We start from the raw sequence: 14,549 nt of genomic DNA on the forward strand, positions 1-14,549 counted from the left end.
CTCGCAACGGAGCCAGCCATGAGTGAAGTGACCCTATTGAGCGAAGCGGATCTGCGCAGCTGCGTCGCCCTGGATGTGCCCAGCATCGATGCCGTCGAGCAGGCCTTCGTGCTGCTGGCGACCGCGGCCGTGGCGATGCCGCCGATCCTGCGGCTGGACATCCCCGAACATAACGGCGAGGTGGACGTGAAGACCGCTTACCTGCCGGGCCTGGAGCGCTTCGCGATCAAGGTAAGCCCGGGCTTTTTCGACAATCCCAAGCTTGGCCTGCCCAGCCTCAACGGCATGATGATGCTGCTCTCGGCGCGCACCGGCCTGTTGGAAGCGCTGCTGCTGGACAATGGCTACCTCACCGCCGTGCGCACCGCAGCGGCCGGGGCGGTGGCGGCGCGGTGCCTGTCTCGCGAGCAAAGCCGCAGCGTGGCGCTGATCGGCGCGGGCGAGCAAGCCGCGTTGCAGCTCCAGGCGCTGCGCCTGGTGCGACCCATCAACGAGGTGCGGGTCTGGGCGCGGGACGCAGAGAAGGCCAAGGCGTTCAGCGTTGAACTGGCGCGCGACAGCGGATTGTCGATCACCGCATGTTGCACGGTCGACGAAGCCCTGGAAGGCGTGGACATCGCCATCACCTGCACCCCCAGCCGCGAGCCGCTGATCGAGGCGCGCCATTTGCGCCCCGGCCTGCACATCACTGCGATGGGCTCGGACGCTGAACACAAGAACGAAATTTCTCCGCAAGCCTTGGCGGCTGTCGATTGCTACGTCGCCGATCGCCTGAGCCAGACGCGCGTGCTTGGCGAGTTGCATCACGCATTGGCCGCCGGAATCGTCCGCGACGAACGGGTGCTGATGGAACTGGGCCAAGTGCTGGCGGGGCAACGGGCCGGGCGCACCAGCCCGTCGCAAATCACCCTGTGCGACCTCACGGGCACCGGCGCCCAGGACACCGCCATCGCCAACCTGGCGTTCGAGCGGGCGCGGGCGGCGGGCAAGGGTTTCCCATTCGGCCGCTAACCATTTTTCATTCGTGCGTCATTGATTCGAGGGCAGATGGATGTCAGAGATAGTCGTCAATCTTCCGTTTAAGCGGGAGGAATACGCCCAGCGCCTGGCGAAGGTTCGGGCCGCCATGCAGGCCCAGGGCCTGGAGCTGCTGGTGGTCACCGATCCATCGAACATGGCCTGGCTCACCGGCTATGACGGGTGGTCCTTCTATGTGCACCAGTGCGTGTTGCTGGCGCTGGACGGCGAGCCCGTGTGGTTCGGTCGCGGCCAGGATGCCAACGGCGCCAAGCGTACGGTGTTCATGCAGGCCGACAACATCGTCGGCTATCCCGACATTTACGTGCAGTCCCGCGAGCGCCACCCGATGGACTACTTGTCCCGCGAGGTAATCATCGCCCGTGGCTGGGGCGCGCTGAGCATCGGTGTGGAGATGGACAACTACTACTTCAGCGCCGCCGCGTACCTGTCGCTGCAAAAGCACCTGCCCGAGGCCAAACTGGTGGACGCGGTCGGCCTGGTGAATTGGCAGCGGGCGGTCAAGTCACCGCAGGAAATCGCCTACATGCGCATCGCCGCGCGGATCGTCGAGAACATGCACAGCCGGATCCTCGAACGCATCGAGCCGGGCATGCGCAAGAACGAACTGGTGGCCGAGATCTACAGCAGCGGCATCCTCGGCGCCGACGGCCATGGCGGCGACTACCCGGCCATCGTGCCTCTGTTGCCCACCGGCGCCGATGCCAGCGCGCCGCACCTGACCTGGGACGACTCACCGTTCGAGAAGGGCGCCGGCACCTTTTTTGAAATCGCCGGTTGCTACAAGCGTTACCACTGCCCGCTGTCGCGGACCATCTACCTGGGCAAGCCGCCGCAACATTTCCTCGACGGCGAAAAAGCCGTGGTCGAGGGCATCGCCGCCGGCCTGGACGCGGCCAAGCCAGGCAACACCACTGGCGACATCGCCGTGGCGTTTTTCAAGGTGCTGGAGAAATTCGGTATCCATAAGGACAGCCGTTGCGGCTATCCCATCGGGATCAGTTATCCACCGGATTGGGGCGAGCGCACCATGAGCCTGCGTCCCGGCGACAACAGCGTGTTGCAGCCGGGCATGACCTTTCACTTTATGCCGGGGCTGTGGATGGACGACTGGGGCCTGGAAATCACCGAAAGCATCCTGATCACCGAGACCGGCGTCGAGACGCTGTGCAACGTGCCTCGTCAACTGTTCGTGAAGGATTGAGCCATGCCCGACTTGTCCATCAATCCCATCAGCAACCCCATCAGCGCCACGGTCGACTTCAGCCGCGAGGGCGTGCAGCACGGCTTTCTCAAGCTGCCATATTCGCGGGACGATTCGGCCTGGGGCGCGGTGATGATCCCCATCACCGTGATCCAGCGCGGCAGCGGCCCGACGGCGCTGCTCAGCGGTGGCAACCACGGCGATGAATACGAAGGACCGGTGGCCCTGAGCAAGCTGGCGCAACAGTTGAACGCCGAAGACGTCAGCGGGCGGGTGATCATCGTACCGTTCATGAACACCCCGGCGTTTCATGCCGGGCGTCGGACCTCGCCCATCGACAAAGGCAACCTGAATCGCAGCTTCCCCGGCAGGCCGGACGGCACCGTCACCGAGAAAATCGCCGACTATTTCAATCGCACCTTGTTGCCTTTGGCAGACATTGTCCTCGACATTCATTCCGGCGGCCGGACCCTGGATTTCCTACCGTTTGCCGCCTGCCATGTGCTGCCTGACAAAACGCAGCAGGCGCGCTGCGAGGCCGCGATGCTGGCGTTCAATGCGCCCTATTGCATGCGCATGCTGGAACTGGACGCCGGGTCGATGTACGACACCGCGGCCGAGTCCCAGGGCAAGGTGTTTGTTACTACCGAGCTGGGCGGCGGCGGTTCGTCGACCGCGCGCAGCGTGGCGATCGCCGAGCGCGGGGTACGCAACCTGTTGATCCACGCCGGCATCCTGCGGGGCGCGATCGAGTTGCAACCGTCGCTGATGCTCGACATGCCGGACGCCAGTTGCTTCATCGCCAGCGAGCACGACGGCTTGCTGGAAATGTGCCGCGACCTCGGCGAAAACGTGACCTGCGGCGAGGTGGTCGCGCGTATCTACGACGCTACCCGCAGCGGCGTCGCCCCGGTCGAATACCGCGCCACCCGCAGCGGCCTGCTGGCGGCCCGGCACTTTCCCGGGCTGGTGCAGTGTGGCGATACGATGGTGGTGATTGCGGATGTGTTGGCTTGACACCGCCCCCTCAATTGACACACCACCTCGTGGCGAGGGAGCTTGCTCCCGCTCGGCTGCGAAGCAGTCGTTGCTTTTTGGCCTGAGCCATCGCGACTCTGACATTGGGGCCGCTGCGCGGCCCAGCGGGAGCAAGCTCCCTCGCCACAGGGAGCGGTGTGATGTCTGAATTCTCTGGAGAGCCCCGGCCATGCACAAGCTCGATCGCTACGACCTGAAGATCCTGCAGATCCTCGCCGAGAACGGGCGCATCACCAAGTCGAGCCTGGCCGAGGCCATCAACCTGTCGGTGACGCCGGCCTGGGAGCGGGTGCGCAAGCTGGAAGCGGCGGGGCTGATCATTGGCTACCGGGCGCAGATCGATTGGGGCGCGGTGTTCAAGCGCCAGCAAGTGCTGGTGGAAATCACCCTGGCCCGACACACCGCCCAGGACATGCGCCGTTTCGAACAACGCATGATCGCCGCGCCGGAAGTGGCGTTCTGTTACGCCACCGGCGGCGGTGTGGATTACCTGGCGATGATCCAGGCGCCGGACGTCGATGCCTACCAGCGTTTCGTCGATCAACTGCTGCTCGAAGACCTCGGCATCGAGCGCTACTTTACCTACATCGTCACCAAGACCATCAAGGCTGCCGGTGCCTTGCCGGCGGAGCTGGCGCAGTCCTGCTGAGCACCACAGAAAACACCTTCCCACCTGGCTTTTTCGGAAAAAAACCAGGGTTTGGCCCCTGGCAAACGGGCAATGACCCAGGCCTAGCTGCCCTAGCATGGATTCACGCACACGGTCTGGAGTGAACGTCATGACTTATCAACACCCGCTGCTGTTCAAGGCGCTCTGCTACATAGATGGCCATTGGGTCCATAGCGACAGCGGCCAGAGCATCGCGGTGCGCAATCCTGCCACGCGCACGGTGATCGGCCATGTGCCGATGCTCGATCAGCCACAGATCATCGCGACGGTGGACGCGGCGCATCGCGCCTTCCCGGCATGGCGCGAGCAGAGCCTGGAGGCTCGTGGCGCGATCCTGCGACGTTGGGCGGCGTTGATTAACGAGCACAGTGAAGACCTGGCGCGCATTCTCAGTCTGGAGCAGGGCAAGCCGTTGGCCGAGTCCCGTGGTGAAATCGCCTATGCCGCCAGCTTCATCCCGTGGTTCGCCGAAGAGGCCCGACGCCTGTACGGGCAGAACATCCCCAGCCATATCGCCGGCGCGCACTTGGGCACGGTCAAGGAACCGGTGGGCGTTTGCGCGCTGCTTACGCCGTGGAATTTCCCCTCGGCGATGATCACCCGTAAGGCTGCCGCCGCACTGGCTGCCGGCTGCACCGTGGTGGTCAAGCCGGCACATGAAACGCCTTACTCGGCCCTGGCCTTGGCGCAACTGGCCGAGGAAGCAGGCTTTCCCGCCGGGGTCTTCAACGTGGTCTTGGGCGAACCGCAAATGGTCATGGAAACCCTGGTCAAGGACCGTCGCGTGCGCTCGGTAAGTTTCACCGGCTCGACCCGGGTGGGCAAATTGGTCCTGCAAGCGGCGGCTCATGACGTGAAAAAAGTCGCGCTGGAGTTGGGCGGTAACGCGCCGTTCATTGTCTGTGCCGACGCCGATTTGGCGCTAGCGGTGAAAGTCGCCGTCGACGCGAAGTTCCAGACGTCGGGCCAGGATTGCTGCGCGGCCAATCGGATCATGGTGCAGCGTCCGGTCTATCAGGCATTTCTTGCCCGTTTCGCCGAAGCTGTCCGTGCCTTGCGGGTCGGGCCGGCCATGGTCGATCAACAAGAGCAGGGCGTGGATGTCGGGCCGTTGATGCACCAGGCGGCGTTCGATGGGACTGCTGAGCGTGTCGCCGATGCGCTGGCCCTCGGCGCTCAACGCCTGGTGGGCGGAGAGGCTCATGCTCTGGGTGGGTTGTTCTATCAACCGACCGTGCTGGCCGATGTCACGCCGCAGATGCGTATCTACCGCGAGGAAAACTTCGCGCCCATCGCCGGGGTGATGCCGTTCGATACCCTGGACGAGGCCATCGAAATGGCCAACGACACCGAGTACGGCCTGGCGGCCTATATTTGCTCGAACCGCCTGGACGTCATTTATCCGCTGATTCGCCGTCTCGACCACGCCATGGTCGCGGTCAACGGCGTCAAGTTCACCGGCCACCCGATTCCCTTCGGTGGCATGAAGGCCTCGGGCCTCGGCCGCGAGGGCGGCAGCGAGGGCTTTGAGCCCTTTGTCGAAACCAAATATTTTTGCCTGCACCATCAAGGCCAGTTCCCAGGAGAGCCCGCATGAGCCAAGAACTCAACACGCTGTTCGAACAAGACCGTGCGCATTTCATGCACCCCTCGACCCACGCCCACGACCACGCCAGCGGCGCGCTCAAGGGCCGGATCATCAAGAGTGCGTCGGGCATTCGCATTCGTGACCATGAAGGGCGTGATTTCATCGACGCTTTCGCCGGGCTCTATTGCGTGAATATCGGTTACGGCCGTACCGAAGTGGCGGACGCCATCTACAAGCAAGCCAAGGAACTGGCCTATTACCACACCTATGTTGGCCATTCGAGCGAGGCGATCATCGAACTGTCCAGTCGCATCATGGATTGGGCGCCGACGGGCATGGAGAAGGTCTACTACGGGTTGTCCGGCTCAGACGCCAACGAAACCCAAATCAAACTGGTGCGTTACTACAACAACGTCCTGGGTCGGCCGCAGAAGAAGAAAATCATCTCCCGTGACCGTGGCTACCACGGCTCGGGCATCATGACCGGCAGCCTGACCGGGCTACCGGCCTTTCACCAACATTTCGACCTGCCGGCCGAAGGCGTCAAGCACACAGTATGTCCGCATTGGTATCGCAAGGCCCCGGCGGGCATGGACGAAGCGAACTTTGTGCGCTATTGCGCCGATGAGCTGGAAAAAATGATCCTCGCCGAAGGTCCGGACACTGTCGCGGCGTTCATCGGCGAACCGGTGATGGGCACCGGCGGCATCATCGTTCCGCCGGCGGGTTATTGGGATGCGATCCAGGCCGTGCTGGACAAGTACGACGTGCTGCTGATCGCCGACGAAGTGGTCTGCGCGTTTGGCCGCCTCGGTTCGAAAATGGGCAGCCAGCGCTACGGCATGAAGCCGGACCTGATCACCACCGCCAAGGGGCTGACCAGTGCTTATGCACCGTTGTCGGCGGTGATCATCGGCGAAAAAGTCTGGAGCGTGATCGAAAAAGCCTCCCAGGCCGAAGGTGCGATGGGCCATGGCTGGACTTACTCCGGACACCCGATCTGCGCGGCGGCGGCCTTGGCCAACCTGGATATCCTCGAAAGGGAAAACCTCACGGCCAACGCCGAGGACGTCGGTGGTTATCTCAACCGTCGTTTGCGCGAAGCCCTCGAAGGTCATCCGCTGGTGGGCGAAGTGCGCGGTGACGGCATGCTGGCGGCGGTGGAGTTCATGGCCGATCGTGACCAGCGTACGGCGTTCGACCCGGCGCTGAAAGTCGGCCCGAAGGTTTCAGCCGCCTGCCTGGAGCGCGGCATGATCGCCCGTGCGATGCCCCACGGCGACATCCTGGGCTTCGCCCCTCCGCTGATCCTGACCCGCGAGGAGGCTGACCTGATTGTCGACATCACCAAGGGGGCTATCGACCAGGTGGCCAGCGAAGTGTTGGCGTAAGCGGAGTGAATCATTCTTCAGGAAACCTGTATCCCGTGGCGAGGGAGCTTGCTCCCGCTGGGCCGCGAAGCGGCCCCAAAACCAGGCAACTCGGTGTGCCAGGAAAATTGTGTTCGCTGCTATAGGGCTGCTGCGCAGCCCAGCGGGAGCAAGCTCCCTCGCCACGGGGGAATCAAATTGAAGTGAGAAAATAGAACCAATAAAAAGCCCGCCCGATCAGGTGATCGGGCGGGCTTTTGGGTGTCGCTTGGAAATTACTTCTTCAAACCGTAATGCTCATCGAGCATGCCGGGTGAATTCGGCGCCTTGGGGGCGTAGTCCCGTGGCGGTTCCTGGATCCCTTTTGGTGGGGTCAGGCGTTCCCGTGGCGTCTGCGCCGCATCGGCTTGCAGGGCGGCCAGCAGGCGTTGGCGAGTCTGTTCGTCCAGGGCCAGGCGGTTGGCGCCTTCGGACAGATGATCCTGGACGTCCTGGTAGCTCTGGGTGAGTTTCTTCACCAGAGACGCGGTGCTGTTGAAGTGAGTGACCACTTCATTCTGGTAACTGTCGAAACGTTCCTGAATGTCGTCCAGCTGACGCTGCGTGCTGTTGGGCACCGCGTTGGGCAGCAGTCGGGCAACCAGGAATCCAATGGCGACACCGGCAACCAGGGCAAGAGTCGGCAACAGCCAAACTAAGAGCGAGTGTTCCACGAGTCCTTCCTCTATAAACGGCTTTGCTTTACGTTAACGGCTCGGACCTGCGCTGTATACCGCGAAGAACATCGCAATCATGCCAGGCACAGACTTTTAGCTAGACGAGTCGACCCTATTTGGGGTCACGGAGTTCTTTCCCTTGCTTATGCGCGAAACCCCTGTATTCATCGATGGCCCTGTGGGCCAACTGGAAGCCTTGTACCTGGACAGCGAAGCGCCCCGTGGCCTGGCGCTGATCTGCCACCCGAACCCGGTGCAGGGCGGGACCATGCTCAACAAGGTGGTCTCGACCCTGCAACGTACCGCACGCGACGCCGGCCTGGTTACGTTGCGTTTCAATTATCGCGGCGTTGGCGCCAGTGCCGGCAGTCACGATATGGGCACCGGCGAAGTGGACGACGCCCAGGCCGCGGCCGCCTGGTTGCTGGAAAAGCACCCGGATCTGCCCCTGACGCTGTTCGGTTTCTCATTCGGCGGTTTTGTCGCCGCCACCCTCGGCGGTCGCCTGGAAGTCCAGGGCCAGGCGCTCAAGCACCTGTTCATGGTCGCACCTGCCGTGATGCGCCTGAATGAACAATCGCCCCTGCCGACGGGTGGTGAGTTGACGGTGATCCAGCCTGAAACCGATGAAGTCGTCGATCCCCGGCTTGTCTACGAATGGTCCGACACGCTGCAGCGCCCCCATGAGCTGCTGAAAGTGGCAGAATGCGGACACTTTTTTCATGGCAAGCTGACCGATCTCAAGGATCTGCTCCTGCCGCGCCTCTCGAATTGACAGCAGTCTGACAAGCGATAAACCCATGACGACGCGTACCCGTATCCTGACCGGCATCACCACCACCGGCACCCCGCACCTGGGCAACTATGCCGGCGCCATCCGTCCGGCGATCCTCGCCAGCCGCGACAGCAATGCCGATTCGTTCTACTTCCTGGCCGATTATCACGCCCTGATCAAATGCGACGACCCGCTGCGCATCCAGCGTTCGCGCCTGGAAATCGCCGCCACCTGGCTGGCCGGTGGCCTGGACGTGGACCGGGTGACGTTTTATCGCCAGTCCGATATTCCGGAGATTCCGGAACTGACCTGGCTGCTGACCTGCGTCGCCGCCAAGGGCCTGCTCAACCGTGCCCATGCCTACAAGGCGTCGGTGGACAAGAATGTCGAGACCGGCGAAGACCCGGACGCCGGCGTCACCATGGGCCTCTACAGCTACCCGATCCTGATGGCCGCCGACATCCTGATGTTCAACGCCCACAAGGTGCCGGTCGGTCGTGACCAGATCCAGCACGTGGAAATGGCCCGCGACATCGGCCAGCGTTTCAACCACCTGTTCGGCCAGGGCAAGGAATTTTTCACCATGCCCGAGGCGCTGATCGAAGAAAGCGTTGCCACGCTGCCAGGCCTCGACGGTCGCAAAATGTCCAAGAGCTACGACAACACCATCCCGTTGTTCAGCAGCGCCAAGGACATGAAGGACGCGATCTCGCGGATCGTCACCGACTCCCGCGCGCCGGGCGAAGCCAAGGATCCGGACAATTCGCATCTGTTCACGCTGTTCCAGGCCTTCGCCACGGCTGAACAGTCTGCCGAGTTCCGCAGCGAACTGCTGCAAGGCCTGGGTTGGGGAGAAGCCAAGAACCGCCTGTTCCAGTTGCTCGACAGCGAGCTGGGTGAAGCGCGCGAGCGTTATCACCAGTTCATCGAGCGTCCATCGGACCTTGAAGACATCCTGCAACTGGGCGCGAGCAAAGCCCGGGCCGTGGCAACGCCGTTCCTCAACGAACTGCGCGAAGCCGTTGGCCTGCGTTCGTTCGTCAGCCAGGTCCAGGTAGCGCCCCAGGCCAAAAAGAAAGCGGCCAAGGCGGCACGCTTCGTCAGCTTCCGCGAAGACGACGGCAGTTTCCGCTTCCGCCTGCTGTCGGCCGATGGCGAGCAATTGTTGCTCTCGAGCAATTTTGCTGACGGCAAGATCGCAGGCCAGGCGACCAAGCAGCTGCAAGCCGGCCAGCCGCTGGACGTACGCAGCGACGACCTCAGTTTCAGTGTCTGGCTCGACGGCGAATGCGTGGCCAACAGCCCGGTTTTCGCCGACAGCAGCGCCCGGGATGCGGCGATCGACGCCCTGCGTGTCGCCCTGACGCCTACGCAGGACTGATCCCAGGCAATATCCGACCATCGGTCCGGAAAAGGGCCGATTGCCATTCTCCCGGGCCGTCGCTACAGTGACGGCCCGTTTTTGTTGCCTTGCTAACGAATATGACGCCCCTAGAACGATATCAAGCTGATTTGAAACGCCCGGAGTTCTTCCACGACGCAGCGCAGGAAACGGCCGTGCGGCACTTGCAGCGCCTGTACGACGACTTGATTGCCGCTTCGAACAACAAGCCGGGCTTTTTGGGCAAACTGTTCGGCAAAAAAGACCAGGCGCCGGTCAAGGGCCTGTACTTCTGGGGCGGCGTAGGCCGTGGCAAGACCTACCTGGTGGACACCTTCTTCGAAGCGCTGCCGTTCAAGGAAAAGACCCGGACGCACTTCCACCGCTTCATGAAGCGCGTGCACGAAGAAATGAAGACCCTGGGTGGCGAAAAGAACCCGCTGACCCTCATCGCCAAGCGTTTTTCCGACGAAACGCGGGTGATCTGCTTTGATGAGTTTTTCGTGTCCGACATCACCGACGCGATGATTCTTGGCACGCTGATGGAAGAACTGTTCAAGAACGGCGTGACCCTGGTCGCCACCTCGAACATCGTGCCAGACGGCCTGTACAAGGATGGCCTGCAACGGGCGCGCTTCCTGCCAGCGATCAAGCTGATCAAGGAGCACACCGAAGTCGTCAACGTCGACAGCGGCGTGGATTATCGCCTCCGTCATCTCGAGCAAGCGGAGCTGTTCCACTTTCCGTTGGACGCTGCCGCCGAAGAAAGCCTGCGCAAGAGCTTCCGTGCCTTGACGCCGGAATGCACCCAGGCGGTCGAGAACGATGTGCTGATCATCGAAAACCGTGAGATCCGCGCCATCCGCACGTGTGATGACGTCGCCTGGTTCGACTTCCGCGAACTCTGCGACGGTCCCCGCAGCCAGAACGACTACATCGAGCTGGGCAAGATCTTCCACGCCGTGCTGATCAGCGGCGTCGAGCAGATGAGCGTCACCACCGATGACATCGCCCGCCGGTTCATCAACATGGTCGACGAGTTCTACGACCGTAACGTGAAGCTGATCATCTCGGCTGAAGTCGAGCTCAAGGACCTCTACACCGGCGGTCGCCTGACGTTCGAATTCCAGCGGACCCTGAGCCGTTTGCTGGAAATGCAATCCCACGAATTCTTGTCGCGGGCGCATAAGCCGTAGGGATTCGGAGAATAGAAAAGGCCTGCGATTGCAGGCCTTTTTATTTATTGATTCCCCACCGGACCCTGTGGGAGCGAGCTTGCTCGCGATAGCGTCCTGCCAGCCAACGTCCATGCTGCTGAACCACCGCCATCGCGAGCAAGCTCGCTCCCACAGTGGATCGGTGCCAGGCCTCCGGGCTAACGCCGCAATGAATCGGTAAGTCTCAAAGCTACTAAAACCGGATGTCCTCTTTCAGATAACGAGCCAAATCATCCTGTCTCTGGCAACCAATCAGCAGCCACAGGAGAATCCTGGCTTTGCGTGGGCAGAAAAAGCCAGCCATCGATGCGCCTCTGCGAATCAAATCCATCTCGCCACCCTTGAACCCGTAAGTTGAACGAGCCGTGGATCCTGAGCCGCAGCGAGTTGCAATAATGACCGGGATTTTTTTGGCAATGACATCAACCAACGCTGTCCAGCTTTCAGAAAGATGTCCTGCACCGAAACCAGCGATCACTAACCCGTCGTAGCCCAGCGTGACGATGTTTTCCAACAATTGGGTGTCGGCAGACAGTGACGCTTGTAGCAAGGCAACTTTCTGTGTCGTTTGCTTCGGTAACGGCAAAACGTTGCGTTGCAGCGTGGGATGCAAGTAGTGAACGCTGCTTTCCAATAACAGACCGCTTGGGCCCACAATAGGCGAAGAAAAAGCCTGCATTGCCATCGCATCGGTTTTGCGAACAGCCTGCGCCAAATGAATCTGCCCGTTCATGACCACTTGGACGCCACGCTGCCGGCTGCTTCTGGCCAGGCCAACCCGGCAGGCGTCCAACAGATTTCCCGGCCCATCGGCGCCTGCCTGGGTCGCCGAGCGCATTGCTCCCGTCAGAACCAGTGGTTCGTCGTGGTCCCACAGCAGGTCGAAAAAAGCCGCAGTTTCTTCCAACGTATCCGTACCTTGTGTGATGACAATACCCACCGCACCTTGCTGTATCTGATAGTTCGCCCAGCGGAGAACGCTCAATAAAAACTCGAAATCCAATGAAGCGCTGGGCAACATCCCCAGTGTTTCAACAGTAATGCGTGCCAGCTTCGTCAGTTCCGGCACCGAAGCCAGCAGGGTTGCGCCACTGATGGTCGGGATCACTCCTTCTCCGGCAGCCCGGGCCTGCATGCTTACGGTGCCGCCGAGTGACGCGATGGCCAGTTTGGGCAAGTCCATGTGGATCACCTCGCTTTTTAATAGGAATTGGCTGTACGCGCCTCAGGGGCCGCAATACAGCCATGGGATGGAAGGCTCAGCTGATCATCAGAGATCCGATAAACGGAACGATTAGCAGGGTGCTGATGGCCATGGACAGGACATTGGCGATGTAGGCATGCATGTCAGCGGGTAACCGTTTGGCAATTGCGCACGCCAGCGGCGGCGCAATCAATGCGCCTAGCAAAGCGCTTGAAGCAATGACCAGCCAACTGCCGCCGTAGGTCAAAACCGCCGCCGGTACGACGGATACCAACGGTATGTAGGTGGGGTACCACCCGCGTAGCATCCATTGTCGACGCCAGATGATCACGCCCAGAGCCGAGGTCAATGCTTGGGCACCGATCAGTTGAAGGAGCAAGCCCGAGCCGTAGGCAGGGCTCATAGGGTTCAAGCTATAAGCCAGTAACGCACCCACTATCAGGCCGAGGCTGGCCCACTCATTGCCGAAAAATGGCGCCTCCGAAAAGTCCGCCAAGACCCGGCGTAAGCTCCAGACGACACCGTAGTCAGGCTTCTTGGTGAGGGTGAGGGCTGGTTGTGGTTCTGATTCCGACGACTCTGCTTGAGCCTGTGACTGCATAAGGCTTGGCACGTAGCGACAGAGCAGGAAGGCAATGACGCTGGCGACGGCCATTCCCGAGACATTGCCAATCACGACGGGCAAGCCGAGCGGATTGCAGACGTAGTTGACGATCACTAGACACGCAGGGGTAACCAGCAGGGCACCCATGATTGCGCCATTGATCGCGATCTTCCAGCCGCCGCCAAACATCAGCACCATCGCCGCTGGCAATGAAACGAAAGCCGCAAATGTGGGCTGCCAAGTCGTGGCTGTCACTGTCCAGCCCCACAAAAGGTTACTCAGCAAGAGCCCCAGCAATGAGCTGGTGACCAGCCACGGCCACAGGCCGCTGCCATAGCAGATGGAAAAACCTTGCCAGGCTTTTCCGGTCCGATTGGCCCGGTACGCTAGGTAGGCCCCGGCTAGTAATCCAATAGAGGCGAACTCATGCTTGTAGAAGGCCACCTCGCTGATATCTCCCAATACCCAGCGTAACCAGGCAGTGGGCTGTGGCAGGTTCGATACCATGTGGCTGTAGTCTGGCCAATGGGCGGGCCAGGAAGCGCTGTGGGTGAATGAAAGCCAGATGACCAGCGTTATAGTGCCGAGCATCAGCAAAACGATGGCAACGTCCAGTGGTGATCTTGCAGTCTGCTGGGGTTGTTCGAGCTTTTCGCTTGCAGTTTCCATCGGGTCGCTCCCTTATCAACGCGGCAGACAAGGGTGCTGGGTATAACCGAGCATCTGATCGTATAGGTCAGATCGACGATCGCGGTGTAGATCATTCAAGTCGTTCCAGATGGCCGCGCTACGGGAGCTGGTCAGGTCGATATCGGCAAACAGGACTTCTTGCTGGTCAGCGGAAGCCACCGCGCCAATCGGCCAACCGTTGGTGCCCGCGATTAGCGAACAGCCTAGGTAGCGAGCACCTCGCTCTTCCCCTATGCGACTTGCCGCTGCGATAAATACATTGTTCACGTGAGCGGCTGTCATCGTCAGGTAGGACGCCATGCATTTGCCGGCATCATCAAACAGAGGCGGTGGCGTCCAGACCCAATTGTTCAAGCTGCATATGATGTCTGCGCCTTGCTGGCTGAGAATTCGCGGCACTTCCGGAAACCAGATGTCCCAACAGATCAACAACCCGATGCGACCTATAGGTGTTTCAAACACTGGAAAGCCCAAATCACCTGGCGTGAACCAGAGTTTTTCCAGATTCCACAGATGTGTCTTTCGGTATTTGCCGATGAAGCCGTCAGGCCCCACCAGGACGCCAGTGTTGAAGAGCCGCATGCCTTCGCGCTCCGTCAAACCGGCTACCAGGTAGATCTGGTACTGGCGGGCGAAGTCCATCCAGGCCTGCACGCTTTGCCCGTCGGGGATCGACTCGGCGTGTTCAAACGCGTCCTGTCGGTTGTGGAAGAAATAGCCAGTATTCGATAGTTCGGGCAGGACGATGAGATTGGCACCGCCGTCGACCGCTTTCTGCGCCAGTGCGAGGCTGCGATGCAGATTGGTTTCTCGATTGGTGATGCCTACCTGTGGGTCGAATTGCACGACGGCGACACGAACAGGGCTGGTTGGCTCGCTCATTGGGGTAACCTCTTTTTATTGTTATTCACGCTGTGTAATGGCGTGTATATGAGAGGCTAAACAGGCAGGGATGTAAGTCGGCCGTTTCCGTACAGGTTGTAGGCAGCTTCTGAAGACGATAATTGAAAGGATTGGTGAATCGGCAGCGCCATGCACAAACGTGCATGGCGCT

Annotated in this window: 13 protein-coding genes; 9 read left to right on the forward strand and 4 right to left on the reverse strand. The window is 60.9% G+C overall.

Annotation, left to right across the window (positions count from 1 at the left end):
* The first annotated feature begins 18 nt into the window (after window positions 1-18).
* From eutC to J3P82_RS05365, 6 genes are all read left to right on the forward strand, one after another.
* The gene (gene eutC / locus J3P82_RS05340; protein ID WP_434561301.1) at window positions 19-1,011 is read left to right on the forward strand and encodes an ectoine utilization protein EutC; all 993 of its coding nucleotides are present in this window, start codon (window positions 19-21) and stop codon (window positions 1,009-1,011) included.
* 40 nt (window positions 1,012-1,051) lie between these two features.
* Window positions 1,052-2,242: an ectoine hydrolase DoeA gene (gene doeA / locus J3P82_RS05345; RefSeq protein ID WP_434561303.1), complete on the forward strand. Its 1,191-nt coding sequence runs from the start codon at window positions 1,052-1,054 to the stop codon at window positions 2,240-2,242.
* A 3-nt stretch (window positions 2,243-2,245) separates the two neighbouring features.
* Window positions 2,246-3,259 carry a N(2)-acetyl-L-2,4-diaminobutanoate deacetylase DoeB gene (doeB, locus tag J3P82_RS05350; RefSeq protein ID WP_434561305.1) on the forward strand — a complete coding sequence of 338 codons (1,014 nt, stop codon included), beginning with the start codon at window positions 2,246-2,248 and terminating at the stop codon, window positions 3,257-3,259.
* A 190-nt stretch (window positions 3,260-3,449) separates the two neighbouring features.
* Window positions 3,450-3,929, forward strand: a complete 480-nt coding sequence (locus J3P82_RS05355) for an Lrp/AsnC family transcriptional regulator (RefSeq protein WP_434561307.1) — start codon at window positions 3,450-3,452, stop codon at window positions 3,927-3,929.
* Window positions 3,930-4,059: 130 nt separating this feature from the next.
* A complete protein-coding gene (locus tag J3P82_RS05360; RefSeq protein WP_434561309.1) occupies window positions 4,060-5,547 on the forward strand; it encodes an NAD-dependent succinate-semialdehyde dehydrogenase in 1,488 nt (495 codons plus the stop codon).
* Entirely contained in the window at window positions 5,544-6,929 is a 1,386-nt protein-coding gene (locus tag J3P82_RS05365; RefSeq protein WP_434561311.1) for an aspartate aminotransferase family protein, read from the forward strand. The genes J3P82_RS05360 and J3P82_RS05365 overlap by 4 nt, the downstream gene beginning before the upstream one ends.
* Window positions 6,930-7,183: 254 nt before the next feature.
* Here the strand turns inward: J3P82_RS05365 and J3P82_RS05370 are convergent, their stop codons facing one another.
* A complete protein-coding gene (locus tag J3P82_RS05370; protein WP_186638269.1) occupies window positions 7,184-7,621 on the reverse strand; it encodes a ZapG family protein in 438 nt (145 codons plus the stop codon).
* A gap of 148 nt (window positions 7,622-7,769) precedes the next feature.
* On the opposite strand from J3P82_RS05370, the gene J3P82_RS05375 reads away from it, so the two are divergent.
* The 3 genes from J3P82_RS05375 to zapE all read left to right on the forward strand — a co-directional run bounded on the left by J3P82_RS05375 (window position 7,770) and on the right by zapE (window position 10,976).
* Complete coding sequence (locus J3P82_RS05375; protein WP_434563706.1) at window positions 7,770-8,399, forward strand: alpha/beta hydrolase; 630 nt, start codon at window positions 7,770-7,772, stop codon at window positions 8,397-8,399.
* A gap of 25 nt (window positions 8,400-8,424) precedes the next feature.
* Complete coding sequence (locus J3P82_RS05380; protein ID WP_434561313.1) at window positions 8,425-9,780, forward strand: tryptophan--tRNA ligase; 1,356 nt, start codon at window positions 8,425-8,427, stop codon at window positions 9,778-9,780.
* A gap of 101 nt (window positions 9,781-9,881) precedes the next feature.
* Complete coding sequence (gene zapE, locus J3P82_RS05385; protein WP_186638274.1) at window positions 9,882-10,976, forward strand: cell division protein ZapE; 1,095 nt, start codon at window positions 9,882-9,884, stop codon at window positions 10,974-10,976.
* Window positions 10,977-11,190: 214 nt separating this feature from the next.
* Here the strand turns inward: zapE and J3P82_RS05390 are convergent, their stop codons facing one another.
* The 3 genes from J3P82_RS05390 to J3P82_RS05400 all read right to left on the reverse strand — a co-directional run bounded on the left by J3P82_RS05390 (window position 11,191) and on the right by J3P82_RS05400 (window position 14,377).
* Window positions 11,191-12,180, reverse strand: a complete 990-nt coding sequence (locus J3P82_RS05390) for an asparaginase (RefSeq protein WP_434561315.1) — start codon at window positions 12,178-12,180, stop codon at window positions 11,191-11,193.
* Window positions 12,181-12,256: 76 nt separating this feature from the next.
* Entirely contained in the window at window positions 12,257-13,474 is a 1,218-nt protein-coding gene (locus J3P82_RS05395; protein ID WP_434561317.1) for a hypothetical protein, read from the reverse strand.
* A gap of 15 nt (window positions 13,475-13,489) precedes the next feature.
* On the reverse strand, window positions 13,490-14,377 hold the full coding sequence (locus tag J3P82_RS05400; protein ID WP_434561319.1) for a nitrilase family protein: 888 nt from the start codon (window positions 14,375-14,377) through the stop codon (window positions 13,490-13,492).
* Between the last annotated feature and the right edge of the window lie 172 nt (window positions 14,378-14,549).

This window comes from Pseudomonas sp. Z4-20, from assembly GCF_051131955.1.
Lineage (GTDB): Bacteria > Pseudomonadota > Gammaproteobacteria > Pseudomonadales > Pseudomonadaceae > Aquipseudomonas > Aquipseudomonas marvdashtae.